The sequence below is a fragment of the Novosphingobium sp. genome, assembly GCF_039595395.1.
Taxonomy (GTDB): Bacteria; Pseudomonadota; Alphaproteobacteria; order Sphingomonadales; family Sphingomonadaceae; genus Novosphingobium.
On sequence record NZ_JBCNLP010000001.1, the window covers coordinates 3,930,103 to 3,952,718 of the forward strand.

Genomic DNA, 22,616 nt, shown 5'->3' on the forward strand with positions numbered 1-22,616 from the left:
TGAATTAACCATAGGAGCAATGAACGCGAAAGGTTAATTTTCGGTAAAATGCGCCGAATTGAGCGGCTTTCGGGCCCTAATTACGGTAAATTTCTTAGGTCAAACTGCGTTGAGAGGCGGATTCAGCGCGCGCGAATCGCCATTGGCAGCAAGGAATGAAGCCCCCAGCGGTTCAAGGCAAAGCCCTGCGACTCGCCCGAGACGAGCGACCATCGTACAGGAGCGCCCAGCGGCAGGAAGACATTTTCGTTCAGCAAGGCACGTTCGGCCTGCGCAAAAAGCGGTTTCGCACTGGCAGGGTCCGGCGCTTCCAGCGCCTGATGAGTGAGGCCATCGGCCGCCGGGCTGCAGGCATGGGGGTGCAGGGCGCAGCCAAAGCGCTGCAGGAACCAGTCCGGGCTGGGCTCGCCATTGACCTCGTCGATCAGGCGCAGATCGGCCGGCGCGCGCAGATCGACCCGCTGCACACTGACCCCGATGGCGGCAAAACTGCTCTGGAGCAGCACGGCCAGCGCATCGCCCCCCGCCCCGCTGGGCAGAGCGATTCGCAGATGCGCGCCCTGACCGCTGACCCTGGCCCATTGCGCGATGCGTTGTGAGGCCAGCGTGCGGCGCCCTTCCAGATCCATATCCGCCCAGCGCTCGATGACCATGCCGGTGTCGGCCTCGCTGCCCGGCGCGATCAGGCGGGTGGTGCCCTGCCAGCCGGGCACGCCGATCTGCGTGGTCAGGCTCGCGCGGTCGATCGCCATGGAGAGCGCCTCGCGGTTGGCGGCATGGGCCAGCAGGCCGTCCTCATTCTCCACCACCAGCCCGAAGAGGCCCACCACCGGATCGAGCTTCAAGCCGCCCTTGCCCAGTGGACCACCGCTCAAAGGACCGTGGCCGACCGGCGGCAGGTCGGTAAAGCTTCCGCCCAGCACGACATCGAGCTTGCCCGCATTGAACGCCGCAATGGCCTGAGCAGCGGGCATCACCGAAAGATACAGCGGACGCGCGGTGCGCCCCCAATCCTCCACCGAAGGCAGGCCGCGCTTTTCAGGCGGCAGGGCGGTGAGCAGCGCATCGGCCCCTTCCGCTTTCAGCGCCATCGGCCCGGCCAGATGCTGGCGCGGCGGCAGCGCCAGTTCGGGCAGCGCCAGCAGCGGCAGGAATTGCGGCATGGGGCGGCTGAGGCGGATCTCGATCACGCGCCCGGTCATGGCGCGAATATCCTCGATCGCGGAGAGCGCGGCGGAGAGCGGTTTGTCCTTCTGGGCGGCGATCGCGGCGCGCAGGCCCTGCCTCACCGATTCGGTGTTCATCTGCCCGCCGTCGGCCCAGGCCGCGCCGCGCAGGCGGAAGATGTAGCTCTGGCCATCGTCGGCCACGATCCAGCGGTCGGCCAGCCCCGGCACCACCTTGCCCTCGGCATCGAAGGCGACCAGCCCCTCGCCCAGACTGTCGGCCAGCAGGCGGCCGGCCGTCGTCGCGCGCGCGGCGGGAGTCCATGGGTCGTGCCATGGCGCGGCGGTGTCGCCGATCACCGCGATGCGGGTCGCCGATTCGCTCTTGCGGGTGCAGCCGTTCAGCCCGCTTGCGGCCAGCGCCAGAAGGGCCAGGGCCGAGAGGTGGGAAAGGTGGCGGGAAAAAGCCATGCCTTGCGTTAAGCCCTGCGGGCGCGGGGTGCAACGCCGCAGGTGCGCGCGTTCAGAGTCTGTTTGAAAATCCGGCGTGGCCGGATTTTGCGGGACCAGCCCACTCCCCCGCCCACGCCCGAAAATGCGCTTGCGCGCATTTTTCAAACGGACTCTCAGACCTTGCGAAGGCGGCTCGGGTCCTGCTTCAGCATCTGGCTGAGCACGGGGGTCGGCTTGCGCGCCTGAAAATCGGCGGGCAGATCGTTGTTGGCGACGGCACCGCGCGCGCCCAGCGGATCGATCTCATGCATGAAGGCGATGCCGAAGCGGTTCTCCTGCACCCAGGCCACCGTGCCCTCGACCCAGCCGATGTTGCGCACCTCGACCGAAACATTCATGCCGCGCGCCACCCGCAGCGTGCCCTCGGCCATCAGGCCGCCGGGCGACAGGTTGCGCACCTTGACCTTATGTTCGCGATCATGACCGGCCAGGCGCAGTCCCGCCAGAACGAACAGGCTGTCACGGGAAATATGGCGCTGCTCTGCGGTCTTGTCGGTATCGCTCATCACTCATCACGCTTGCTGATGGAAAGTCTGGCCAGTCGCGCTTGGGGGGACGGCTGGTGTGCGGTTGCAATATAGCCTTACCGCCCCAACAAAGTCTTAACAAATCCTTCCATTCCCGGTGAATCGCGGAGCGTGCCAGCATGGGACAGCTTCGACAAAGCCAATCCACACGGAATCGGCGTCAGCCAGGGTTCAAAACCCGCCAAAATCCGCCCACGCCGGATTTTCAATCAACACATGACGAAAAAGGCGGCTTCCGAAAGACTCGGAAACCGCCTTTTCAACTCTGCGAATCGCCCGAGGCTTTTAGCCGTCAGTCGTCGCGCGAGATCTTTTCGCGACGCTCATGCGCCTGCTGTGCCTCGACCGTCATGGTGGCGATCGGGCGGGCGATCAGACGGCCCAGACCAATCGGCTCACCGGTCACTTCGCAGAAACCATATTCGCCTTCCTCAAGACGGCGCAGGGCCGAGTCGATCTTGGCGATCAGCTTGCGCTGGCGGTCGCGCGTGCGCAGCTCGATGCCCCAGTCGGTTTCGGAAGAGGCGCGGTCATTCAGGTCGGGTTCGCGCAGCGGCCCTTCCTGAAGCTGCGAAAGCGTGTCGGCAGAAGCGTTGAGAATCAACTTCTTCCACTGCTGCAACAAACGCCGGAAGTAATCCAGTTGGAGTTCGCTCATATAGGCTTCGTCTTCGCTGGGGACATAATCCCCGGCCAGCGAACGCCTTGCCTTCACGAGAACGTCGATATCGTCGCCCACCGCAGTCGCCATTCAAATCCTCCGCACCAACACCGAGGCTCATCCCGATGGCGGGCCTATAAAGTTCCGCGCAGTTACGCACAAGCGGCAATGCTATGGCTTTAGGGTATTTACCCCCATCTTACCGCAGAATTGCCCGACGAAAGCACATCGTTAACCATTTGTTATCCATGTTAAGCGAGGGTTCCCCCATGAGATCGCACAGTCACATGTTAAAAACGGGGGTTAATGACTATGAGTGCCTATTGGACCAATCAACGCACTGACATCGGATCGAGCCAGCCTGTCCCGGCGCACACGCTGGACGGCGACATCGTGATCGCCACCTGCATCGCGGCAGCGTCACAGGGGGATGTGAACGCGCTCTTCGATCTGGGCATCGCCTTTTCGACCGGCAGCCATGGGGTGAGCTGCGATCTGGTCGAGGCGCACAAGTGGTTCAACCTTTCCGCATCGCGCGGACATGAAGCGGCCCAGCAGTGCCGCGCCGATATCGCCGATGAAATGAGCGCCCGCGATATCGCCGAAGCGCAGCGCCGCGCCCGCGCCTGGCTGGCCGACAACGCCCGCCGCGCAGCGTAAACACGCACCGCGCAGAACCGGACATTTCCGAGCATGGCGGAGGAATCGGCCCGCCACGTTACGGATTGTCAGGTCCCTTCACGCCGATAGGGCGTTCTTTCATCCAGAACCATCTGATCCGCCGCGACGCCTTCGCGTTCGGCCCTCAGGAACCCTTCCACCGCCGCGCGAAAGCCGGGGTGAGGAATGTAATGCGCCGAGGTGGTCCGCACCGGCTCATAGCCGCGCGCTAGCTTGTGCCCGCCCTGAGCGCCCGCCTCGACGCGGGAGAGGCCCAGCGCGATGGCCGCATCGATGGCCTGATAATAGCACAGCTCGAAATGCAGGAAGGGCTTGTCGATCACGGCCCCCCAATAGCGGCCGTAGAGGCAATCGCCGCCGATGAAGTTGAGCGCACCCGCCACCGGCTGATCGTCGATAAATGCCAGCACCAGCAGGATTTTATCCGCCATAGTCTCGCCCAGCAGGGTGAAGGCCTCACGCGTCAGATAGGGGTGGCCCCATTTGCGGCTGCCGGTGTCCTGATAGAAATGCCAGAAGGCGTCCCAATGTTCGGGCAGGATCTGCGCGCCGGTCAGTTGGCGGATCTCCACGCCCTCTTGCGCGGCGATGCGTTCCTTGCGCAGATTCTTCCGCTTCATCGAGGAAAGTGCGCCGAGGAAATCGGCGAAATCCTTGTAGCCGCGATTCTCCCAGTGGAATTGCAGATCGTGACGGATCAGCCAGCCCGCCTCCTCGAAGATCGGCACCTGCTCGGGCTCGATAAAGGTGGCATGGACGCTGGAGAGATCGGCCTGTTTGCACAGGGTTTCCGCCGCGCGCAGCAGGGGCAGCGCCAGGCTGGAATCGCGCGTCAGGATGCGCGGACCGGTGGCCGGGGTGAAGGGCACCGCGATCTGCAGTTTGGGATAGTAATCGCCCCCGGCCCGCTGCCAGGCATCGGCCCAGGCATGGTCGAAGACATATTCGCCCTGGCTGTGGGATTTGATGTAGGCGGGCAGAGCGCCGGTCAGGCGGCCCTCCTCATCCTCGATCAGGATCGGCGCGGCCTGCCAGCCGGTCGAGCCGCCCTCCCCCAGATGATCGACGCTGCCGGAGTCCTCCATGGCAGCGAGAAAGGCGTGGGAGGTGAAAGGGTTGGCACCGTCGCTGAGTGCGTCCCACTCATCCGCGGGCAGATCCGCGATTCCGGTGGCGATGCGGGCGGACAGTTGATCGGGGGGCGTCTTCGTCACGCCCCTCTTATCGCACAAGCGAAACAGGCGCGCCACCCATCGGGGCAGCGCGCCTGAGAAGCCGTTCGCGCGCAAAGCGCGCCTCCAGCATTTACGCGCGGATGGCCACGATGGCGTCCACTTCCACCGCCGCGCCCAGCGGCAGCACCGGCACGCCCACGGCGCTGCGGGCATGCTTGCCATTGTCACCGAAGACCGCGACCATCAGTTCGCTCACGCCATTGGCGATCTGCGGCTGGGCGGTGAAGTCGCCGGTCGAGTTGATGAAGGCGCCCAGCTTGACGATCCGCTCCACCTTGTCGAGCGAGCCCAGCGCGGCCTTCAGCTGCGCCAGAATCATCAGACCGCAAGCCTTGGCGGCGGCGGTGCCGTCTTCCACGCTGACGTCCTCGCCCAGACGGCCCTTGACCAGCGCGCCGTCGATAAAGGGCAACTGGCCCGAGACATGCGCCAGACCACCCGCGAGCACCACGGGCACATAGGCGGCGACAGGGGCGGCGGCGGCAGGCAGGGTGAGGCCCAGTTCGGCCAGTTTCGCTTCGATGATGTCAGTCATGGTCTTCTCCGTGGAGTTGCGCTTTCAGCCAGGGCAGCGCGCCCGCCCAATCGTCGATGCGGGCATGGGCGTGGCCTGCCTGAAAGGCGCAGGTGATATGGGGGGCCATCTCGGGCTCGCCGCAGAGATGCAGGCGGCCGATCTGCGGGGTGATCTGGAACGCCGAGTCGTGATGCTGGGCGATGTCGTCGATGAACACCGCGCGGCTGGGAGCGTATTCCTCAAGGATGGCGCGAATCGCCGGGCCCTTGGGGCCTTGGTTGGTAAAGACCCGCAAAGGCAGATTGTGCTGCGCCAGTTGCAGCGTGCGCGCCTCGTTGCGGTGATGCTCAAGGTTGGTGAGGCAGACCACATCGGCATGCTCGCCCAGCGCGGTCAGCGCTTCCACAGCGCCGGCGATCGGATTCTGGCGCGGCATCTCGGTGTCGAAAAAGCGGCCGAGCAGATCCCACATCTCGGCCTGGCTCAGCATCTCGCCCTTGCGGCTCATCGATTTGGAGAAGTCATTGCCGTTCATGACGAAGGCCACATCATGCTCCTGCGCCAACCAGGTGCGGAAGGGCGCGACCATATGCAGGATCACTTCGTCGCAATCGGTGATGATCAGGGGGCGGGCGGCCATGGCTCAGGCTCCCCAATCGGCGGCATTGGCCGCATCGTTGAGCTTGGCATGGGCGTCGGCCAGCACCTCGGGCGGCACCCCCAAAGCCTCGGCACAGGCGAGCAGATCGGGTTCGTAAGCCATCAGAAAATCCATCATTGCGGTCAGCACTTCGCGGCGCGAGGCCTCCCCGGCCCCCAGCCTGTCGCGCAATTCGTCGGGCGTGATGCCGGTGAGCGCGATCAGCCTTTCGGCGCGATCCTCGTCACCCAGCACCCAGCCCAGAGCGGAAAGTGCCAGCGCCTGCGGATCGGCGGGCTGTGGAGAGCTATCGCGAAGAATTGTCAGCGCCTTTCATAGCCCCTAGGGAGGGGGCGAGCGGCCATCGCCCGCAATGAGAGAACCCATGGCAAAGCGCATTCTGGTTGTCGAGGACAACGATCTCAACCGCAAGCTGTTCTGCGACGTGCTGCGCTCGCAAGGCTATGGGGTGGAGCCGGTGGCCGACGGGCTGGAGGCGCTGGACCGCGCCCGCGATTTCGTGCCCAACCTGATCATCATGGACATCCAGATGCCCAATGTTTCCGGGCTGGACCTGATCGAGGCGGCCAAGCGCGATCCTGTGCTGCGCACCATCCCCGTGCTGGCGGTCACCGCTTACGCCGGCAAGGGCGATGAAGACCGTATCCGCGATGCCGGCGCCGAAGGCTATCTCGCCAAACCCGTTTCCATCGGCCCCTTTATGGCCGCCGTCAGGGCGCTGGTGGAGTAGGATTCATCCTACTTCCTGCCCCCAACGCCCCAATTGTGCCGCATTCTTGCCCCCTAGGGCGATGCTGAAATTCCCTTCCCATACCGGAGCCAAATCCATGGACCGCGCCGCCACCGCCGAGAAGATCGCCGCGCTGATCGCCCCCTTCAACAAGAAGGAGATCGCCGTCACCGATGCCACCACCTTCGCGGGCGACCTCGAATTCGACAGCCTGACGGTGATGGATTTCGTCGCCGCCATCGAGGATGAGTTCGACATCATCATCTCCATGAACCAGCAGGCCGAGATCGAAACCTACGGCCAGCTTGTCGATGCCGTGGTCAAGCTGCAGGGTTGATTCCGATGACCGACCTGTTCTCCAAATTCGACCCGCTGATCCAGATGCGGACCGACCTGCTCTCCACCGGCGTGACCGATCCCTTCGGTCTGGTGATGGAAAAGGTGATCTCGCCGACCGTGGCGGTGTGCAACGGGCGCGAGACGATCCTGCTCGGCACCTACAATTACATGGGCATGACCTTCGACGCGGATGTCATCGCGGCGGGCAAGCAGGCTTTCGACCTCTATGGCAGCGGCACCACCGGCAGCCGCGTGCTGAACGGCACCTATTCGCCGCACCGCGATGTCGAGGATGCGCTGAAGGAATTCTATGGCATGGACCATGCCATGGTGTTCTCCACCGGCTATCAGGCCAATCTGGGCATCATCAGCACCATCGCCGGCAAGGGCGACTACATCGTGCTCGACATCGACAGCCACGCCTCGATCTGGGACGGCTGCAAGATGGGCGATGCCGAGGTCGTGCCCTTCAAGCACAATGACATCGAGGCGATGGAAAAGCGCCTGCGCCGCATCCCCGAGGGTGCTGGCAAGCTGGTGATCCTCGAAGGCGTCTATTCGATGCTGGGCGATATTGCTCCGCTCAAGGAGATGATCGCCGTCGCCAAGAAGTATGGCGCGATGGTGCTGGTGGATGAGGCCCACTCGATGGGCTTTATCGGCCCCAACGGGCGCGGTGTGGCCGAGGAGCAGGGCTGCCTCGACGATGTCGATTTCATCATCGGCACCTTCTCCAAGTCGGTCGGCACGGTGGGCGGCTTCTGCGTTTCGAACCATCCCAAGTTCGAGATCATGCGTCTGGTGTGCCGCCCTTACGTCTTCACCGCCTCGCTCCCGCCCAGCGTTGTCGCCACGGCGGCGACCAGCGTGCGCAAGCTGATGCATGCCGCCGACAAGCGCGCGCATCTCTGGGAGAACAGCCGCACCCTGCACAAGGGCCTGCGCGATGCCGGCTTCCAGCTTGGCACGCAGGAGCCGCAGAGCGCCATCATCAGCGTCATCATGCCCGATCTGGAGCGTGGCGCTGGCATGTGGGAAGCGCTGCTGCATGAGGGGCTCTATGTAAATCTGGCCCGCCCCCCGGCAACGCCTGCCAACATGACGCTGCTGCGCTGTTCGCTCTGCGCGCTGCACAGCGCCGATCAGGTGCAGACCATCATCGGCATGTTCCAGCGTGCGGGCCAGAAGGCCGGTATTCTCTAAGGCTTCAGCCTTGAACAGCAAAAGGCCCGGCGCTCCATCTGGAACGCCGGGCCTTTTTCGTTGGGGCCTGCCAGCTCAGGCCGATTGGGTGATGCTGCTCATCGTGGCGTTGGAGCAAGGGTCCGCCGCCGTGCTCTTGTGGCTGCTCAGCATGGCGGCAGCGACAAAACCGCCCACCACCAGCAGCAGGAAACCGGCGACGGCAAGGCCGAGATACTTGTCGATCCACGCCTTGATCGGCGCGCCGAACAGGCGGAACAGAATGCCCACGATCAAAAAGCTGATCGAGCGCGAGATCAGGCTTGCAGCCAAGAACTTGCCGATCGGCATGCCGACAAAACCGGCGGTGATGGTGATCAGCTTGAAGGGGATCGGCGTCGCGCCCTTCAGGATGATCGCGAGGAAGCCGGTGTCGCCGCGCAGCTTGCAAGCGGCATAGGGGAAGCTGTTCGTCAGATGCAGCGCCGAGAGCAGTTGCTCACCGATGCTGGCGAACAGGAAATGGCCGATGGTGTAGCCCAGCAAGCCGCCCGCCACCGAGGCCAGCGTGGTGATGATCGCGAAACGCACCGCCTTCTTGGGCTGCGACAGGCACATCACCCCCAGCACGGCATGGGGCGGCACGGGGAAGAAGCTGGCCTCCACAAAGGCGAAGAGCGCCAGCCACCATTCGGCGCGGCGGTCGGCGGCTTTGGCCATGGTCCAGGCGTAAAGTCGGCGCAGCATTGGGATTCCTTGATCCAAAAGCACGGCGGGATCGCCAGCACAGCCGCTGCTTAAGGCTCGCCTCGGGAATGGGCAAGCACGATCGATGAACCCATATGGTTCTTTTTGATTGACATCGTCACGCTCGATGGGTACATATCAAGAACATCGCGATCAACCGAGTCGCTTCGGCCTCCCGATCGCCCCACCCCTGTTTCATGGAAACCAAGATGGCGCGAAGCTCTTCGTCCGCCGGCAGCAAAGCCGCGCGGCCTCGTTCGCTCGGCGTCTGGAGCCGGGCCTTTCTCTCCGCGCTCGCCGAAAGCTGCAATGTGGCCGAGGCCGCGCGCAAGGCGGGCATCACCACCACGCTGGCCTATGATACCCGCCGCAACAACGCTGCCTTCGCCCGCAAATGGCAGGCGGCACTGTGCGAGGGTTACGACAATCTGGAGATGGAGCTGCTCCACCGCCTGCGCAGCGGCGAATTGAAACCCACCCCCGCCCGCAAGACCGCCCTGCGCAGCTTCGACAATGCCAATGCCCTGCGCCTGCTGGCCGCTCACCGCGAGGCCGCCGCCCGCCAGCGCGCTATCCGCGACAATGACGATGCCGCCGCCGTGCTGGAGGGCCTCAACACCAAGCTGGAACGCATGCGCGAGCGCGTGCTGGCCGCGAAAAAGGGGGAACCGGATGGAGAGTGACCTCCCCCAAACCGACCGGCGCCTCGACTGGCTGCTGGGCCTGCCCGCCAAGGAAAGGCTGGCACAACTCTCCCGCCTCAGCCCCGAGGAGCTGGGCGCCATGGCCTATGACTGGCCGCTCTGGGCCCGCGCCAACCAGTTGCCCCCCAAGGGTGACTGGCGCCTGTGGCTGGTGATGGCCGGGCGCGGCTTCGGCAAGACGCGGATGGGATCGGAGTGGGTGCGCATGGTGGCGCAATCCGACCCCATGGCCCGCATCGCGCTGGTCGCCGCCTCTCTGGGCGAGGCACGCAGCGTGATGGTCGAGGGCGAGAGCGGCATCCTTGCCTGCTCGCCCCCGCGCCGCCGCCCGCGTTTCGAACCCTCGCTGCGGCGGCTGGTCTGGCCCCATGGCGCGGTGGCCACGCTCTATTCCGCCGCCGAGCCCGACAGTCTGCGCGGCCCCCAGCACAGCCATGCCTGGTGCGATGAAATCGCCAAATGGGATAATTCGGCCTCTCGCGCGGAACTGGCCTGGGACAATATGCTGATGGGCCTGCGTCTGGGCGAGAAGCCTCAGGCCATGGCCACCACCACCCCGCGCGCGGTGCCGCTGCTCACCCGCCTGCTCAAGGATGAGGATGCCATCGTCACGCGGGGCCGCACCAAGGACAACCGCGCCAACCTGCCCGAACGCTTTATCCGCGAGACCCGCGCCAGCCTCGGCTCGGCGCTGCTGGCGCGGCAGGAGCTGGATGGCGAGATGCTGCTCGATCACGCGGGCGCGCTGTGGACACGCGCCCTGATCGAGAGCTGCCGCGAAGCCTTCCCCGCCGCCCCGCCCGCGCGGATGGTGGTCGGCGTCGACCCGCCCGCCTCGGCGGAGGGCGACGCCTGCGGCATCGTGGTGGTGGCGCTGGGTCAGGACGGCATCGCCCGCGTGCTGGCCGATGCCAGCGTCACCCGCCCCAGCCCGGAACGCTGGGCGCGCGCCGTCGCGGAAACCGTCGCGCTGTGGAACGCCGACCGCGTGGTGGCCGAAGCCAATCAGGGCGGCGCCATGGTGGAAAGCGTGCTGCGCGCCGCCAGCATCGCCCTGCCCCTGCGGCTGGTGCATGCCACATGCGGCAAGAGCGCCCGCGCCGAGCCCGTTGCCGCGCTCTACGAAGCAGGCCGGGTGCGCCATTGCGGGCAATTCGCCGCGCTGGAGGATGAGCTATGCGGGCTCATCACCGGAGGCGCCTACCAGGGGCCGGGCCGCTCGCCCGACCGGGCCGATGCCGCTGTCTGGGCGCTGACCGAACTGATGCTTCACCCGAATGCAGGCCCGCGCGTGCGCGACCTCTAACGCCCTTTTCGAAAGGCGACTCTCATGAAACTGCTGCAATCCCTCGCCGCCGCCTTCAAGGGCGGAGGGCCCCGCGTGCCGCTCGCCCGCCCCTATGGCTCGCCCCAATATGGCTCATACCCGAACTGGGGCGAGATCGGCGCCAACCGCCTGCCCTATGACTATCGCCGCGCGGTGGTCTGTGCCTATCTCGACAATCCGGTCGCTCATCGCGCGGTGCGGCTGGTGGCCGATGGCATCGGCGGGGCGCCGCTCTGCCAGACCGATCCGGCGCTCACCAGGCTGGTTACCGCCACCAGCGCGGGGCAGCCGCTGCTGGAGACGCTGGCCAGCCAGATGCTCCTCCACGGCAATGCCTATGTGCAGGTGCTCAAGGACGCCAATGGCTGGCCGGTCGAACTCTTCGCCCTGCGTCCGGAACGCGTGACGCTTGTCCCCGGTGCCAATGGCTGGCCCACCGGCATCACCTATCGTCTGGGCGAGCAGTTGCTCACCATCCCCATGGAGGATGCCGACGCCTCGCCCAACATCATCCATATCCGCGACTATCACCCCGCCGACGATCATTACGGCACGGGCTGCCTTTCCGCCGCCGATCAGGCCGTGGCGACGCATAATGCCGCCGCCGCGTGGAACCGCTCGCTGCTGGAGAATGCCGCGCGGCCGTCCGGGGCGCTGGTTTACGATGCCTCCAACGGTGGCGGGCTTTCGACAGACCAGTTCGACCGGCTGCGCGATGAGCTGGCCCGCGCCTTTGCCGGCGGCGGCAATGCCGGGCGTCCGCTGCTGCTGGAGGGCGGGCTGAAGTGGCAGTCGCTCTCGATGAGCCCGGCGGATATGGATTTTGCCGCGCTGAAAGCGGCGGCGGCGCGCGATATTGCGCTGGCCTTCGGGGTGCCGCCGATGCTGCTCGGCCTGCCCGGCGATTCGACCTACAACAACTATAAGGAAGCCAACAAGGCGCTGTGGCGGCTGACTCTGTTGCCCTTGGCGGCGCGTTTGTTCGCGGCGCTGGGCGAAGGCTTGCAGGGCTGGTTCCCCGAGGCTCGCCTGGCCGTCGATGTGGACCGCGTACCCGCGCTGGCCGAGGACCGGCAGGCACTGTGGACTCAGGTGAATGGCGCCGCTTTCCTGTCGGATGCCGAAAAGCGCGTGCTGCTGGGCCTTCCGGAGGATCTGGCCGCGCCACCGCCCTGCGCCGCGCCCGAACAGGTGCAGCCATGAGCCGCCCCCTCAACCGCGAGGATATGCTCGCCCGGCTGATGGCGCAGGATCGGGCCTCGGGCGGCGATCTGGTGACCTTGCGCGCCATTGTCGAGGAAGCCAGCGAACTCGGCGCCGAAAGGATGCTCTACCGCATGGGGCTGAGCGATGCGGGCGCCAGCGAGGACCTGTCCGAACTGCGCGACCTGTTGCAGGCATGGCGCGATGCCAAGGCCAGCGCCTGGCGCGCGGTCATCGACTGGACGGTGCGGGGGCTTCTGGCGCTGCTGCTGATCGGCATCGCCGTGCGCTCGGGCGCGCTGGCGCCTTGGCGATGAGCGAGGCGTCCTTGCGCTTCGCCGGCTACGCCGCCCTCTTCGACAAGCGCGACGCCGGGCGCGACACCATCCGCCCCGGCGCCTTCACCCGCACGCTGGCCAGCCGCGACGCGCCTTTGCCGCTCTATTGGCAGCACAACCCCGCCCAGCGCATCGGCTGGATCGAGCAGGCGGGCGAGGACGAGCGCGGTCTGCGCATCCTCGCCAGCATCGACAATCCGGCAGGAGGCGCCGCCGCCGCGCTGAAGGCAGGCCGGGTGAACGGCCTCTCCTTCGGCTACCGCGCCCGGCGCTTCACCCGCGACGAGGCAGGGCGCGATCTGCACGACATCGACCTCTTCGAGATCAGCCTGGTGACCCACCCCATGCAGCATGGGGCGCGGGTCCACATGATCGCCTGATCCTCATTTCTCCCCGTGTGAAAGGCCTTGATTGCATGGAAAATCCCGAAACCACGCCGCTCGATGCTTCCTTCGATCTGCTCGCCCGGCAGGAGGCCGCCGATCAGGCGCTGACCGCTCTGCGCTCCGACATCGCCGAGGTAAAATCGCGGCTGGACCGCCAGCACCGCGCCGACAACCGCCTGCCGCTGGGTGGCGCCGCCCCGCAGAGCAGCAGCTTCACCGAAAACTATCTGCGCCGGGGTCAGGAGGCGGAATTGAAGTCGCTCACCATCGGTTCGCCCGCCGATGGCGGCTATGCCGTGCCCACCCAGCTTGACGCCCGCATCGCCGAAAGGCTGACCGCCATCAGCCCGATCCGCGCCATCGCTCAGGTGGTGCAGACCAGCACTTCGGATTATCGCAAGCTGATCTCGCTGGGCGGCACCCTCTCGGGCTGGGTCAGCGAAAGCGCCGCGCGCAATGCCACCGCTACCCCCAGCTTTGCCGAGATCGTGCCGCCCTCGGGCGACCTCTATGCCAACCCCTCGGCCAGCCAGCAGATGCTGGATGATGCGGCCTTCGATCTGGAAAGCTGGCTGGCGCAGGAAATCGCCACGGAATTCGGTCGGGCCGAGGGCGCGGCCTTCGTCAAGGGCACCGGCACCAACCAGCCGAGCGGTTTCCTCTCCACGCCCATCGCCAGCACGGCGGACGCCACCCGCGCTTTCGGCACGCTGCAGTATCTGGCGAGCGGTGACGCCGCCACGTTGGGCAATGCCGCCGATGGCCTGCTGATCGATGTGGTGATGACGCTCAAGGCCGGGCATCGCCAGGGCGCGGTCTGGGTGATGAACGCCAAGACGCTGTCCTCGGTGCGCAAGCTGAAGGATGCCGATGGCGCCTTCCTCTGGCAGGGCAGCCTGATCGACGGCCAGCCCGACCGCCTGCTGGGCTACCCCGTGGTCGAGGCCGCCGATATGCCCGACGTTGCAGCCGGGGCCACCCCCATCGCCTTCGGCAACTTCCAGAACGGCTACATCATCACCGAGCGCTTCGGCACCCGCCTGCTGCGCGATCCCTACAGCAACAAGCCCTTCGTCAACTTCTACGCCACGCGCCGCATCGGCGGGCAGGTGCTCGACAGCGAGGCGATCAAGCTGGTGAAGATCGCGGCTTCGTAAAATCTCCGCAGGCCGGGTTCCTCTCCCGCCCGGCCTAACCCTGCGCCCGTGCCGCCGCCGCGCGGCTGGCACGGGCGCCCTTTTCCTGATCCATTATGGAGGCCGCCCATGATGCGGACGATCGTCACGCCTGCGGTGCTGCCGCCTTCGGCGCTGACCGAGTTGAAGCAGTGGCTGGGCATCTCCACCACGCAGGATGATGACAGCCTTGCCGCCCTGCTGGCCATGGCGCTGGAGGTCTGCGCCGATTTTACCGGCGTGCTGCCGCTGCTCTGCACGGTGGAAGAAAGCCTGTCGCTCGATGGCCTGCGCCACGGAGAGCCATGGCCCTTTGCCCACCCGCGCTGGCATCGGCTGGCCAGCACGCCGATGCGTTCGGTCACCTCGGTGGTGGGGGTGCAGGCCGATGGTACGCAGATCGGCGCCGAGGATTTCGAAATCCGCATCGACGCCTCGGGCGCCTGCCAGTTGCGGATCGAGGCGCCTGCCGGTTGCTCCAGCGCCGTGGTCAGTTTCGAGGCCGGACTGGCAGCGGACTGGGACCATCTGCCCCAACCCTTGCATCACGGCATCATCCGCCTTGCCGCGCATCAATATCGTATGCGGGATAGCGCCGCAGCCGATGCCCTGCCGCCAACCTCGGTAACAGCGCTGTGGCGGCCCTATCGCCGGATGCGGCTGGCATGATCTCGGCCACGCCCAGCCCCTCGTGGGATGAACTGACCGCGCAACTGGCCGCGCTGGCCGGGCAGATCGCGCAGGATCGGCAGCCGGCCGATGACGCTGTGAATTGGCGCGATGCCTCCACCCTCTGGCCCGGCTTCGGCACGGCGAAAGGATAGACCATGGACCTGCCCCTGCGCGCCGCCTTGATCGCCTGGCTGGCGGCCGATCCCGATCTGTCGGTCCAGCTCAACGCCATCACCGAGGAGGCGCCCGCCCGCACCAGCCTGCCGTCGCTGGCCATCGCCACCAGCGCCAGCGCCGACTGGAGCACCAAGACCGAGACCGGCTACGAGATCCGCATCGCGCTGGAACTCCACTGCCGGGGCGACACGCCCGATGCCGCCGCTGCTCTGGTCGGCGCCATCGATGCCCGCATCCGTGCCCTGCCCGCGCAGCAGAGCGGCTTTCGCATCGCGACGATCCGCTTTCTGCGCGCCCGCACCCAGCAGACCGATGCCGCCACCCGCACCGTGCTGATCGAATTCAGCTTCCGCACCATCAATGGAGAAGCCCTATGACTGTTCAATCCGGCGCCGCCTTTCTCCTCAAGATTTCCGATGGCGCGGCCACGCCCATCTACCAGACCGTGGCCGGGCTGCGCACGACGCAAATGTCCGTGGCGGGGCAGGCCGTGGCCGTCACAAGCAAGGACAGCGGGGGCTGGCGCGAGCTGCTTTCGGGCGGCGGGGCGCGGTCGATTTCGGTCAGCGCGGCGGGGGTCTTTATGGGCTCGGCGGCGGAGGGGCAGATCCGCGCCAATGCGCTCTCGGGCACGCTGGACTCCTACCGCCTCAGCTTCGAGGACGGGCAGAGCCTGACCGGCCAGTTTCTGGTGCAGAAGCTGGATTACTCCGGCGATTACAATGGCGAGCGGGCCTATACGCTACAGCTCGAAAGCTCCGGCGCGGTGGTAGCCGGATGAGCGACGCCCCCGCAAATCCGTGGCGCGGCGAGGCCAGCATCACCATCGCCAACAGCCCTCGCCTGGTGCGCCCCAGCTTCGCCGCGCTGGTCGCCGCCGAGGAGGAACTGGGGCCTTTGCTGGCGCTGGTGGGACGCGCGGCGGAGGGTCAGTTGCGCCTCGCCGAGATCGCCGCGCTGTTCTGGCACTGCCTCGCCCATCGCGAGGAGCTAACCCGCGAGATGGTCGGTGATGCCGTGCTGGAAGCGGGGCTTGCCAAGGCCACCCTGCCCTTGCGCGTGCTGCTCCGCCAGATCGTGCAGGGCGCCGGGTGAGCGAAAAAGCCTTTGGCCCTGCCGCCAGCCGCCTCGCCGGGCTGACGGCGCGCCTGCTGGGGTGGCGCCCGGACACCTTCTGGGCCGCCACCCCCGCCGAACTCGCCGCCGTGCTGGCGCCGGATGCCGATCCGGCCCGCGCCGCCCTAGCCCCGCTTTCCCGCGCGGACTTCGACCGCCTGATGGAGCAAGACTCATGGCCACATCGCGTTACACCGCCTCCACCAGCACCGACTCCCCCACGCAAAGCCTGATGGTCGAGGTGCGCGCCGTCACGCAGGGCTTCGCGCAGGATCTGGCGGCGATGCGCTCCAGCGTGGATACGTCGCTGGTCGGCGGCTTCACGCAGGCGGGCAGCACGCTCGACACCAGCCTGTCCAATGCATTGAAGAAAGGCACCAGCGGCTTTTCCGATCTGCGCGAGGCCGGGATCGGCGCTCTGGCCGCCATCGCCGCTCAGGCGACGGGCGTGCTGGGCACCAGCAGCGGCGGTTCCTCGGGCATCACCAGCCTGCTTTCCGCCGTCAGCGGACTGCCGGGGCGGGCCACCGGAGGCCCGGTTTCGCCGGGGCAGGCCTATCTGGTGGGTGAGCGCGGGCCGGAGGTCTTTGTGCCCACCGCCGCAGGTTCCATCGCCAACAATGCTGGCAACAGCGGCAATCGCACCATGAATGTCGCCATCAATATGAGCGGCACCACCGGCGCCGATGCGCCCCAGGCCCTCGCCCGATCCTCGCGCCAGATCGCCAGCGCCTTGCGCCGGGTGCTGGTGCAGAACTGAGGGGAACACATATGGCCTTCTGGCTCGCCGCCAAACGACAGGGGCAGGACAGCGACTGGATCCAGCGCTTCGACCCGCGCTTCTGGACCATCGACTTTCCCCGCCCGATGATGGCCAGCGCCATCACCCCCGCTCCCGATGCCCTGCGCATCGATGCCACCTTTCTGCGCGAAGGCGATCTGGCCGGGCTGATCTGGGCCAGCGAGGATAGTCTGGATCACCCCCTGCTCGCCTATGCCACGGATCGCGATTACGCCCGCACCACGCTGTCTTTCCGTTGGCGTTCGGGCGGTATCCTGCCGCTCGATGCGGTCAACGGCCCCACGCTGACCATCGAGGGTCGCGATGCCGGCGGCCAGCCGCATAGCTGGTTCGTGCGACTGTGGAACTTTGCCACCGGCACCAATGAGGATGCCCGGATCACCCTGCCCTTCAGCCAGATGTTCGGCGGATGGACAGCGGATGTGGCCGACCCGCTCTACCCCGCCGATATCGACCGCATGTTTATCTCGCTGGTGGCGCCGGGCTATGTGCAGGGCTCCACCACGCCCTTCGCGCAGGCTTTGGACGGCTGGGCCGAGCTGAGCGACATAAGCTGCGATGGCGACCGCGCCATGCTGCCCATCGGCAATGTCTTTGTGCCGCCGCATGGGCTGGCTGTCGCCACCGCCTATGACGATCAGTGCAACCAGACCCCCTCGCGGCTGATCCGCAGCCTGCGGCAACTGGGCTATCGCGGCAGCGTGCTGCATTATGTGGGGATGAGCCATCATTTCCGCCTGCATTATGTCGGGGCGGACTGTCTGGTGGATACGTCTCAAATCACAGAGGGCGGCGATCCGCTCTGCGCCCCGGCGCGGGCCTGGCATGCGGCTTTCTTTGCCGCTTGCGCAGAGGCGGGCCTCTCCCCCATCGCCTCCATCTCCTATGAAGTGCTGGCGCAGCATTGCCCGCCTGCATGGGCACAGCGCGCCGCCGACGGCACCGCCGGGCTGACCGGCTGGGACCCACCCTCCAACCTGCTGTCACCGGCCCAAGGCGAGGCCATGGGTTGGCTGCAATCGGTTGGGCGCGCCTATGTCGCCCTGATGCAGGCCGCGAATGTGCCCCTGCGCCTCCAGATCGGCGAGCCGTGGTGGTGGGTGACAGGCGATGGCCGCATCTGCCTCTATGACGATGCCGCCAAAGCGGCTTTCGGCGGCAACCCCGTGGCAATCCCCGATCTGCGCGCCCCCTTGAATGCCGAACAGACCGCCCTGCTCGATTCCGCGGGCGCGCTGCTGGCCTGCTCCACCGCCGCCATCACCATGGCCGCGAAAGCGCAGGCGGGCAGCGCGCCTTGCGAGGTGCTGCTGCTCACCTTCCTGCCCACCGTGCTCGACCCTGCCATGCCCGAAGCGCGCCGCGCCAATCTGCCCACCGGCTGGGCCTCGCCTGCTTTCGACCGGCTTCAGGTCGAGGATTACGACTGGCTGACCGCAGGCGCCTCCGCCCTGAGGCAGGCCGCCTATGCCACGATCGACCAACGGCTGACCTATCCGCCCGAGGCGCAGGATTATCTTGCCGGCTTCGTGCTCAACCCCGGCCAGGGCGACCTCTGGCGGCTGATCGATGGCGGCGTGGATGAGGCGCTCGCCCGCCAGCCCCATGAGGTCTTCGTCTGGGCGCTGCCCCAGATTTGCCGCGATGGCTACACCCGGCTCCCTCCCGCGCAGGACAGTGACATGAACGCTTTCGACGATGTGCCCTATCCGCTGGCGCTGGGGCTGGACGCCAAGATCACGCAGGAGTTCTCGACCAGCGTGGCCACCACCGCCTCGGGCTTCGAACGGCGCAACAGTCTGTGGAGCAATGCCCGCCTGCATTTCGATCTGGGGCCCGGCATCCGCTCGGAAACAGAGCTGGGCACGCTGATCGCCTTCTTCCGCGCCCGCAGAGGCGCCGCGCGCGGCTTCCGCCTGACCGACCCCAGCGATTTCAGCTCCAACGGCATGGTGGATACCCCCACCGCCACCGACCAGTTGATCGGCGTGGGCGATGGCACCACTGCCAGCTTCGCGCTGGTCAAGCATTACGGCGATGGCGTTGCGGACCCACAGATCCGGCGCATCACCCGCCCCCGCGCGGGCACGGTGCTGGTCAGCGTGAATGGCGTGGGCGTCACCAATGGCTGGACTGTGGGCGATGGCGGTATCGTCAGTTTCACCACGCCGCCCGCCGCAGGGGCAAACTTGCGCGCGGGTTTCCTCTTCGACGTGCCCGTCCGCTTCGAGCAGGACACGCTCGATATCAATGGCGCCGGTTTTTCCATCGGAGATGCCCCCAGCGTCCCCGTCATCGAAATCCGGGAGGCGGTATGAGCCGGATCTGGTTTGCCCAGCCGCTCGAAACTGTGGCAACATGGTGGCGCATCGACCGGCGCGATGGCGTCTCGCTGGGCTTCACCACCCATGACGGCGATCTGTGGTTCGACGGCCTGCTGCACCGCGCCGCGCCCGGCATGATGCCCGCCGCGATCCGCCGCTCGGCCGGGTTCGACGCGGATTCCGCCGAGGTCGACGGCGCCATCGCGCATGACAGCATCAGCGCGGATGATCTGGCGGCAGGGCGCTATGATGGCGCGCGCGTCGCGGTCGGTCTGGTCGACTGGCAGAGCCTGGAGCATGAGGCGATCTATGCCGGGACCATCGGCAGCGTCACGCAGGACAGCGACAGCTTTTCCGCGCAGCTCACCTCGCGCAAAGGCGATCTGGCGCGCGATCCGGTGCCGCGCACCAGCCCTTGCTGCCGCGCCGATTTCTGCGGTCAGGGTTGCGGGCTTTCGGCGGCGCGTTTCACCCATGAGGGCGTGCTCACCGCTTTCGACGGCACCCACAATGCCGTCGCCTTCAACAGCACCGCCACCCCGGCGCAGTTGCTGGGCGGAGAGTTGCGCTGGCTGGAGGGGCCCTATGCGGGGATCGCCATGACCATCGTGGCGCTGGCCGGTGACGCACTGGTGCTGGACCAGCCGCTCGACCGCGCGATGAGCGCGGGGATGCGGGCTCGGTTGAAAGAGGGCTGCGACCATACGCTGGCCACCTGCGCCAGCCGTTTCGGCAATGCGGTCAATTTCCGGGGCGAGCCCTTTCTGCCCGGCAACGATATGGTGATCCGCTATGGCCTGCCCTCCTGACGCGCCCGGCATCACACTGGCTCGGGCCGCGCAAGGGCTGATCGGCGTGCCCTTCCGCCTGCATGGGCGCGATGCCGGCACCGGGCTGGACTGCCTCGGCCTGATCGGCGCGGCACTGGGCATCACCGGGCGCCCCATGGCACTACCCCACGATTACAGCCTGCGGATGAGAACCCTCGATTCGCTGCCGAGGCTGGCCGAGGCGGCGGGGCTGATCAGCGTTCAGGGGCCGATGCTGGCAGGGGATATCCTGCTGCTCAACCCCGGTCCCTGCCAGTTCCATCTGGGGGTGGTCGCAGAGGATCTCGGGCTGATCCATGCCCATGCCGGTCTACACCGCGTGGTCCATTCGCCCTTGCCGCAAGACCCCATCATCGAGCGCTGGCGCCTGCCCGCCACATGAAAGGCTGACACACATCATGGCAACCTTGCTTTTCACCGCGCTGGGCACGGCGCTGGGCGGGCCGATCGGCGGCGTGCTCGGCGCGCTGGCCGGGCAACAGGTCGACAAGGCCCTGCTGGGCGGCGGCAGCGTGAGCGGGCCGCGCCTGAAGGATCTGGCGGTCACCACCTCCAGCTATGGCTCGGCGATGCCCCGGCAATTCGGCACGATGCGGGTGGGCGGCACCATCATCTGGGCCACCGATCTGGCCGAGCATGGCCAGACCAGCGGCGGCAAGGGCCAGCCCAGCGTCACCACCTATTCCTACAGCTCCAGCTTTGCGGTGGCGATCTCCAGCCGCCCGGTGCTGCGGATCGGGCGGATCTGGGCCGATGGCGATCTGCTGCGCGGCGCGGATGGCGCGCTGAAGGTTGGCGGCACCTTGCGCCTGCATAACGGGCATGGCGATCAGGCGGTGGACCCGCTGATCGCCGCAGCGGAAGGAAGCGCCCATTGTCCTGCCTTTCGTGGGCTGGCCTATGCCGTCTTCGAGGATCTCCAGCTCGCCGATTTCGGCAACCGCATCCCCGCCCTGACCTTCGAGGTGATCGGCGAGGAAACGCCCCTGTCGCTCGCCGCCTTGATGGAAGGCGTCGTCGAGGATGTCACGCTGTCCGTGCCGCTCGACGGCATTGTCGGCTATGCCTGCGAAGGGTCGCTGGCCGACACGCTCTCGCAGTTCCAGCCGGTGATGCCGATGAGCTGCGATGCCGGGGGCGACGGGCTGATCATCACTGCCGACCGCCAGTCCGCCACGCCCATCGCCCTTGCCGAACCGGCGCTGACCAGCGCGAGCGGCGAGTTCGGCGCCCGGACCGGCTTTCAGTACAAGCGCGATCCCGCGCCAGAAAACCCGCCGCGCGTGCTGCGCTATTATGATCCGGCGCTGGACTATCAGCCCGGCATGCAGCGCTCGATCGGACAGGCGCTGCCCGGCCAGCCGCGCACGCTGGAGGTGCCCGCCACCATGGAAGCCGCCGACGCCGCAAGGCTGATCCAGCAGGCCGCGCGCGATGCCGACTGGCGCCGCGAAACGCTGGTCTGGCGCTGCGCCGAGCTGGACCCCGCCGTGGCGCCCGGCATGCTGGTTGCGCCTTTCGGGCAGCCGGGCGTGTGGCGCGTGACCGGCTGGGAATGGCGTGACACCGGGATCCAGCTCGATCTGGAGCGGGTCGCACCCTCCGCCAGCTCAGGCGCTCCTGTCGATCCGGGGCGCGCCAATCTGGCCAGCGACCTTGCCATCACCCCCACCAGCCTGGTCGCCTATGAGCTGCCATGGGATGGACAGGGCAGCAGCGATGCGGTCATCGTGCAGGCCGCCGCCTCATCCAGCGGCGCGGGCTGGCCGGGGGCCGCGCTGTATGGCGATTTCGGCACCGGCGCGCTGACATGGCTGGCCGCCACCGGACGGCGGCGCAGCGTAACGGGGCTGGCGGTGGTCGCCTTGCCCGCCGCATCGCCGCTGCTGGTCGATCGGCAGTCGCGCGTGACCATTCACCTGACCGGCAGCGATATGGCGCTGACCTCCGCCTCGCTGGACCAGCTCGCGATGGGGGCGAACCGGGCTTTGCTGGGCGGCGAGATCATCCAGTTCGCCAACGCCGTTGCACAGGGTGGCGGCGTCTGGCTGCTGAGCGGATTGCTGCGCGGGCGCGGCGGCACCGAAAGCGCCATCGTTACCCATGCGGCGGGGGAAGCTTTCGTCCTGCTCGATGGCACGCCGGTGCAACTGGATGGCGGCGCCCTGCAAGGAGCGGTGGGCATTGCCGCGCTGGGTCTGGCCGATCCGGTGCAGGTCGAGGTGCCCATCCTGTGCCGGGGTTACAGCCGTCGGCCATGGTCGCCAGTGCATCCCAAGGCGGTAATCGCCGATGACGGCAGCCTGACCCTGTCATGGACTCGCCGCGCGCGCGGCGGCTGGAGCTGGAGTGACGGCGTGGACATGCCGCTCCAGGAACAGACGGAAACCTATCTGGTCGCTTTGGGCGGCCAGGATGATCCGCTGCTGCAATGGCAGACCTCCACCCCCTCCCTGACCCTGGCCGCGGAGGCATTTGCTGCGCTTGCGTCAGCCCATGCAGGGGCCGCTTTTTCGGTCAGGCAGCAGGGGACCTATGCGCTCTCCGAGGCGCTGAGTCTGATGACATTGGGGTGAGTGCTGCACCGCAGCTTTGCATTTTTT

At 66.9% G+C, this 22,616-nt stretch carries 29 protein-coding genes; 21 read left to right on the plus strand and 8 right to left on the minus strand.

The genetic code is table 11. The features are described from left to right. Nucleotides 1–122 precede the first annotated feature (122 nt). The 3 genes from ABDW49_RS17875 to dksA all read right to left on the minus strand — a co-directional run bounded on the left by ABDW49_RS17875 (nt 123) and on the right by dksA (nt 2,957). The gene (locus tag ABDW49_RS17875) at nt 123–1,637 is read right to left on the minus strand and encodes an ABC transporter substrate-binding protein (protein ID WP_343613589.1); all 1,515 of its coding nucleotides are present in this window, start codon (nt 1,635–1,637) and stop codon (nt 123–125) included. Nucleotides 1,638–1,792: 155 nt separating this feature from the next. After that, nucleotides 1,793–2,185 carry a PilZ domain-containing protein gene (locus ABDW49_RS17880; RefSeq protein WP_343613591.1) on the minus strand — a complete coding sequence of 131 codons (393 nt, stop codon included), beginning with the start codon at nt 2,183–2,185 and terminating at the stop codon, nt 1,793–1,795. 313 nt (nt 2,186–2,498) lie between these two features. Next, nucleotides 2,499–2,957, minus strand: coding sequence for an RNA polymerase-binding protein DksA (gene dksA / locus ABDW49_RS17885; RefSeq protein ID WP_343613593.1), 459 nt, complete (start codon nt 2,955–2,957; stop codon nt 2,499–2,501). A 222-nt stretch (nt 2,958–3,179) separates the two neighbouring features. Between dksA and ABDW49_RS17890 the strand changes: the two genes are divergently transcribed. Further along, entirely contained in the window at nt 3,180–3,527 is a 348-nt protein-coding gene (locus tag ABDW49_RS17890) for a hypothetical protein (protein WP_343613595.1), read from the plus strand. Nucleotides 3,528–3,595: 68 nt separating this feature from the next. Here the strand turns inward: ABDW49_RS17890 and ABDW49_RS17895 are convergent, their stop codons facing one another. The 4 genes from ABDW49_RS17895 to ABDW49_RS17910 form a co-directional block, all read right to left on the minus strand. Continuing rightward, complete coding sequence (locus ABDW49_RS17895) at nt 3,596–4,762, minus strand: GNAT family N-acetyltransferase (protein WP_343613597.1); 1,167 nt, start codon at nt 4,760–4,762, stop codon at nt 3,596–3,598. Nucleotides 4,763–4,853: 91 nt separating this feature from the next. Next, nucleotides 4,854–5,318 carry a RidA family protein gene (locus tag ABDW49_RS17900; protein WP_343613598.1) on the minus strand — a complete coding sequence of 155 codons (465 nt, stop codon included), beginning with the start codon at nt 5,316–5,318 and terminating at the stop codon, nt 4,854–4,856. Continuing rightward, the gene (locus tag ABDW49_RS17905; protein ID WP_343613599.1) at nt 5,311–5,940 is read right to left on the minus strand and encodes an HAD family hydrolase; all 630 of its coding nucleotides are present in this window, start codon (nt 5,938–5,940) and stop codon (nt 5,311–5,313) included. The genes ABDW49_RS17900 and ABDW49_RS17905 overlap by 8 nt, the downstream gene beginning before the upstream one ends. A gap of 3 nt (nt 5,941–5,943) precedes the next feature. Further along, nucleotides 5,944–6,267, minus strand: a complete 324-nt coding sequence (locus ABDW49_RS17910; protein WP_343614363.1) for a DUF3572 domain-containing protein — start codon at nt 6,265–6,267, stop codon at nt 5,944–5,946. A gap of 58 nt (nt 6,268–6,325) precedes the next feature. Here ABDW49_RS17910 and ABDW49_RS17915 point away from each other — a divergent pair, with 58 nt between their 5' ends. The 3 genes from ABDW49_RS17915 to ABDW49_RS17925 all read left to right on the plus strand — a co-directional run bounded on the left by ABDW49_RS17915 (nt 6,326) and on the right by ABDW49_RS17925 (nt 8,233). Beyond that, nucleotides 6,326–6,691: a response regulator gene (locus ABDW49_RS17915; RefSeq protein WP_343613601.1), complete on the plus strand. Its 366-nt coding sequence runs from the start codon at nt 6,326–6,328 to the stop codon at nt 6,689–6,691. Between the two features lie 97 nt (nt 6,692–6,788). Beyond that, entirely contained in the window at nt 6,789–7,028 is a 240-nt protein-coding gene (locus ABDW49_RS17920; protein ID WP_068092948.1) for an acyl carrier protein, read from the plus strand. Between the two features lie 5 nt (nt 7,029–7,033). Continuing rightward, on the plus strand, nt 7,034–8,233 hold the full coding sequence (locus tag ABDW49_RS17925; protein ID WP_343613602.1) for an aminotransferase class I/II-fold pyridoxal phosphate-dependent enzyme: 1,200 nt from the start codon (nt 7,034–7,036) through the stop codon (nt 8,231–8,233). Nucleotides 8,234–8,308: 75 nt separating this feature from the next. On the opposite strand, the gene ABDW49_RS17930 is transcribed toward ABDW49_RS17925, so the two are convergent. Then, nucleotides 8,309–8,959 (minus strand): YqaA family protein, encoded by a 651-nt coding sequence (locus tag ABDW49_RS17930; RefSeq protein ID WP_343613603.1) that lies wholly within the window; start codon nt 8,957–8,959, stop codon nt 8,309–8,311. Between the two features lie 209 nt (nt 8,960–9,168). Between ABDW49_RS17930 and ABDW49_RS17935 the strand changes: the two genes are divergently transcribed. The 17 genes from ABDW49_RS17935 to ABDW49_RS18015 all read left to right on the plus strand — a co-directional run bounded on the left by ABDW49_RS17935 (nt 9,169) and on the right by ABDW49_RS18015 (nt 22,589). Beyond that, nucleotides 9,169–9,642: a hypothetical protein gene (locus ABDW49_RS17935; RefSeq protein ID WP_343613605.1), complete on the plus strand. Its 474-nt coding sequence runs from the start codon at nt 9,169–9,171 to the stop codon at nt 9,640–9,642. Between the two features lie 100 nt (nt 9,643–9,742). Beyond that, nucleotides 9,743–10,969 carry a terminase family protein gene (locus ABDW49_RS17940; protein WP_343614365.1) on the plus strand — a complete coding sequence of 409 codons (1,227 nt, stop codon included), beginning with the start codon at nt 9,743–9,745 and terminating at the stop codon, nt 10,967–10,969. A gap of 24 nt (nt 10,970–10,993) precedes the next feature. Further along, the gene (locus tag ABDW49_RS17945; protein ID WP_343613607.1) at nt 10,994–12,193 is read left to right on the plus strand and encodes a phage portal protein; all 1,200 of its coding nucleotides are present in this window, start codon (nt 10,994–10,996) and stop codon (nt 12,191–12,193) included. Next, nucleotides 12,190–12,510, plus strand: a complete 321-nt coding sequence (locus ABDW49_RS17950; protein WP_343613609.1) for a DUF6127 family protein — start codon at nt 12,190–12,192, stop codon at nt 12,508–12,510. Before ABDW49_RS17945 ends, ABDW49_RS17950 begins: the two co-directional genes overlap by 4 nt. Then, nucleotides 12,507–12,911, plus strand: coding sequence for an HK97 family phage prohead protease (locus ABDW49_RS17955; RefSeq protein WP_343613611.1), 405 nt, complete (start codon nt 12,507–12,509; stop codon nt 12,909–12,911). Before ABDW49_RS17950 ends, ABDW49_RS17955 begins: the two co-directional genes overlap by 4 nt. A 35-nt stretch (nt 12,912–12,946) precedes the next feature. Continuing rightward, a complete protein-coding gene (locus ABDW49_RS17960) occupies nt 12,947–14,074 on the plus strand; it encodes a phage major capsid protein (RefSeq protein ID WP_343613613.1) in 1,128 nt (375 codons plus the stop codon). A 108-nt stretch (nt 14,075–14,182) separates the two neighbouring features. Next, nucleotides 14,183–14,761, plus strand: coding sequence for a hypothetical protein (locus ABDW49_RS17965; RefSeq protein ID WP_343613614.1), 579 nt, complete (start codon nt 14,183–14,185; stop codon nt 14,759–14,761). Further along, nucleotides 14,758–14,916, plus strand: a complete 159-nt coding sequence (locus ABDW49_RS17970) for a hypothetical protein (protein ID WP_343613616.1) — start codon at nt 14,758–14,760, stop codon at nt 14,914–14,916. Before ABDW49_RS17965 ends, ABDW49_RS17970 begins: the two co-directional genes overlap by 4 nt. Before the next feature lie 3 nt (nt 14,917–14,919). Continuing rightward, nucleotides 14,920–15,318 carry a DUF3168 domain-containing protein gene (locus ABDW49_RS17975; protein ID WP_343613617.1) on the plus strand — a complete coding sequence of 133 codons (399 nt, stop codon included), beginning with the start codon at nt 14,920–14,922 and terminating at the stop codon, nt 15,316–15,318. After that, a complete protein-coding gene (locus ABDW49_RS17980) occupies nt 15,315–15,722 on the plus strand; it encodes a phage tail protein (RefSeq protein WP_343613619.1) in 408 nt (135 codons plus the stop codon). The genes ABDW49_RS17975 and ABDW49_RS17980 overlap by 4 nt, the downstream gene beginning before the upstream one ends. Further along, nucleotides 15,719–16,036: a gene transfer agent family protein gene (locus tag ABDW49_RS17985; RefSeq protein WP_343613621.1), complete on the plus strand. Its 318-nt coding sequence runs from the start codon at nt 15,719–15,721 to the stop codon at nt 16,034–16,036. The genes ABDW49_RS17980 and ABDW49_RS17985 overlap by 4 nt, the downstream gene beginning before the upstream one ends. Continuing rightward, entirely contained in the window at nt 16,033–16,290 is a 258-nt protein-coding gene (locus ABDW49_RS17990) for a phage tail assembly chaperone (protein WP_343613622.1), read from the plus strand. Before ABDW49_RS17985 ends, ABDW49_RS17990 begins: the two co-directional genes overlap by 4 nt. Beyond that, nucleotides 16,233–16,817 (plus strand): tail tape measure protein, encoded by a 585-nt coding sequence (locus ABDW49_RS17995; protein ID WP_343613624.1) that lies wholly within the window; start codon nt 16,233–16,235, stop codon nt 16,815–16,817. Before ABDW49_RS17990 ends, ABDW49_RS17995 begins: the two co-directional genes overlap by 58 nt. Before the next feature lie 11 nt (nt 16,818–16,828). Next, nucleotides 16,829–19,177 carry a DUF2460 domain-containing protein gene (locus ABDW49_RS18000; protein ID WP_343613625.1) on the plus strand — a complete coding sequence of 783 codons (2,349 nt, stop codon included), beginning with the start codon at nt 16,829–16,831 and terminating at the stop codon, nt 19,175–19,177. Continuing rightward, nucleotides 19,174–19,992 (plus strand): DUF2163 domain-containing protein, encoded by an 819-nt coding sequence (locus tag ABDW49_RS18005; protein WP_343613627.1) that lies wholly within the window; start codon nt 19,174–19,176, stop codon nt 19,990–19,992. The genes ABDW49_RS18000 and ABDW49_RS18005 overlap by 4 nt, the downstream gene beginning before the upstream one ends. Further along, entirely contained in the window at nt 19,976–20,395 is a 420-nt protein-coding gene (locus ABDW49_RS18010) for a hypothetical protein (protein WP_343613629.1), read from the plus strand. The genes ABDW49_RS18005 and ABDW49_RS18010 overlap by 17 nt, the downstream gene beginning before the upstream one ends. 16 nt (nt 20,396–20,411) lie before the next feature. Beyond that, nucleotides 20,412–22,589 (plus strand): phage tail protein, encoded by a 2,178-nt coding sequence (locus ABDW49_RS18015; RefSeq protein ID WP_343613631.1) that lies wholly within the window; start codon nt 20,412–20,414, stop codon nt 22,587–22,589. The last annotated feature ends 27 nt before the right edge of the window (nt 22,590–22,616 follow it).

What these genes read in the sequence shown, in the direction of transcription:
- ABDW49_RS18010 (WP_343613629.1), top strand. Translation starts at nt 19,976, where the DNA reads ATGGCCTGCCCTCCTGACGCGCCCGGCATCACACTGGCTCGGGCCGCG.
- ABDW49_RS17950 (WP_343613609.1), top strand. Translation starts at nt 12,190, where the DNA reads ATGAGCCGCCCCCTCAACCGCGAGGATATGCTCGCCCGGCTGATGGCG.
- ABDW49_RS17980 (WP_343613619.1), top strand. Translation starts at nt 15,315, where the DNA reads ATGACTGTTCAATCCGGCGCCGCCTTTCTCCTCAAGATTTCCGATGGC.
- ABDW49_RS17905 (WP_343613599.1), bottom strand. Translation starts at nt 5,940, where the DNA reads ATGGCCGCCCGCCCCCTGATCATCACCGATTGCGACGAAGTGATCCTG.
- ABDW49_RS17970 (WP_343613616.1), top strand. Translation starts at nt 14,758, where the DNA reads ATGATCTCGGCCACGCCCAGCCCCTCGTGGGATGAACTGACCGCGCAA.
- ABDW49_RS17875 (WP_343613589.1), bottom strand. Translation starts at nt 1,637, where the DNA reads ATGGCTTTTTCCCGCCACCTTTCCCACCTCTCGGCCCTGGCCCTTCTG.
- ABDW49_RS17975 (WP_343613617.1), top strand. Translation starts at nt 14,920, where the DNA reads ATGGACCTGCCCCTGCGCGCCGCCTTGATCGCCTGGCTGGCGGCCGAT.
- ABDW49_RS17935 (WP_343613605.1), top strand. Translation starts at nt 9,169, where the DNA reads ATGGCGCGAAGCTCTTCGTCCGCCGGCAGCAAAGCCGCGCGGCCTCGT.
- ABDW49_RS18005 (WP_343613627.1), top strand. Translation starts at nt 19,174, where the DNA reads ATGAGCCGGATCTGGTTTGCCCAGCCGCTCGAAACTGTGGCAACATGG.
- ABDW49_RS18000 (WP_343613625.1), top strand. Translation starts at nt 16,829, where the DNA reads ATGGCCTTCTGGCTCGCCGCCAAACGACAGGGGCAGGACAGCGACTGG.
- ABDW49_RS17890 (WP_343613595.1), top strand. Translation starts at nt 3,180, where the DNA reads ATGAGTGCCTATTGGACCAATCAACGCACTGACATCGGATCGAGCCAG.
- ABDW49_RS17930 (WP_343613603.1), bottom strand. Translation starts at nt 8,959, where the DNA reads ATGCTGCGCCGACTTTACGCCTGGACCATGGCCAAAGCCGCCGACCGC.
- ABDW49_RS17995 (WP_343613624.1), top strand. Translation starts at nt 16,233, where the DNA reads ATGGCCACATCGCGTTACACCGCCTCCACCAGCACCGACTCCCCCACG.
- ABDW49_RS18015 (WP_343613631.1), top strand. Translation starts at nt 20,412, where the DNA reads ATGGCAACCTTGCTTTTCACCGCGCTGGGCACGGCGCTGGGCGGGCCG.
- ABDW49_RS17900 (WP_343613598.1), bottom strand. Translation starts at nt 5,318, where the DNA reads ATGACTGACATCATCGAAGCGAAACTGGCCGAACTGGGCCTCACCCTG.
- ABDW49_RS17960 (WP_343613613.1), top strand. Translation starts at nt 12,947, where the DNA reads ATGGAAAATCCCGAAACCACGCCGCTCGATGCTTCCTTCGATCTGCTC.
- ABDW49_RS17945 (WP_343613607.1), top strand. Translation starts at nt 10,994, where the DNA reads ATGAAACTGCTGCAATCCCTCGCCGCCGCCTTCAAGGGCGGAGGGCCC.
- ABDW49_RS17920 (WP_068092948.1), top strand. Translation starts at nt 6,789, where the DNA reads ATGGACCGCGCCGCCACCGCCGAGAAGATCGCCGCGCTGATCGCCCCC.
- ABDW49_RS17965 (WP_343613614.1), top strand. Translation starts at nt 14,183, where the DNA reads ATGATGCGGACGATCGTCACGCCTGCGGTGCTGCCGCCTTCGGCGCTG.
- ABDW49_RS17925 (WP_343613602.1), top strand. Translation starts at nt 7,034, where the DNA reads ATGACCGACCTGTTCTCCAAATTCGACCCGCTGATCCAGATGCGGACC.
- ABDW49_RS17915 (WP_343613601.1), top strand. Translation starts at nt 6,326, where the DNA reads ATGGCAAAGCGCATTCTGGTTGTCGAGGACAACGATCTCAACCGCAAG.
- dksA (WP_343613593.1), bottom strand. Translation starts at nt 2,957, where the DNA reads ATGGCGACTGCGGTGGGCGACGATATCGACGTTCTCGTGAAGGCAAGG.
- ABDW49_RS17955 (WP_343613611.1), top strand. Translation starts at nt 12,507, where the DNA reads ATGAGCGAGGCGTCCTTGCGCTTCGCCGGCTACGCCGCCCTCTTCGAC.
- ABDW49_RS17940 (WP_343614365.1), top strand. Translation starts at nt 9,743, where the DNA reads ATGGCCTATGACTGGCCGCTCTGGGCCCGCGCCAACCAGTTGCCCCCC.
- ABDW49_RS17985 (WP_343613621.1), top strand. Translation starts at nt 15,719, where the DNA reads ATGAGCGACGCCCCCGCAAATCCGTGGCGCGGCGAGGCCAGCATCACC.
- ABDW49_RS17880 (WP_343613591.1), bottom strand. Translation starts at nt 2,185, where the DNA reads ATGAGCGATACCGACAAGACCGCAGAGCAGCGCCATATTTCCCGTGAC.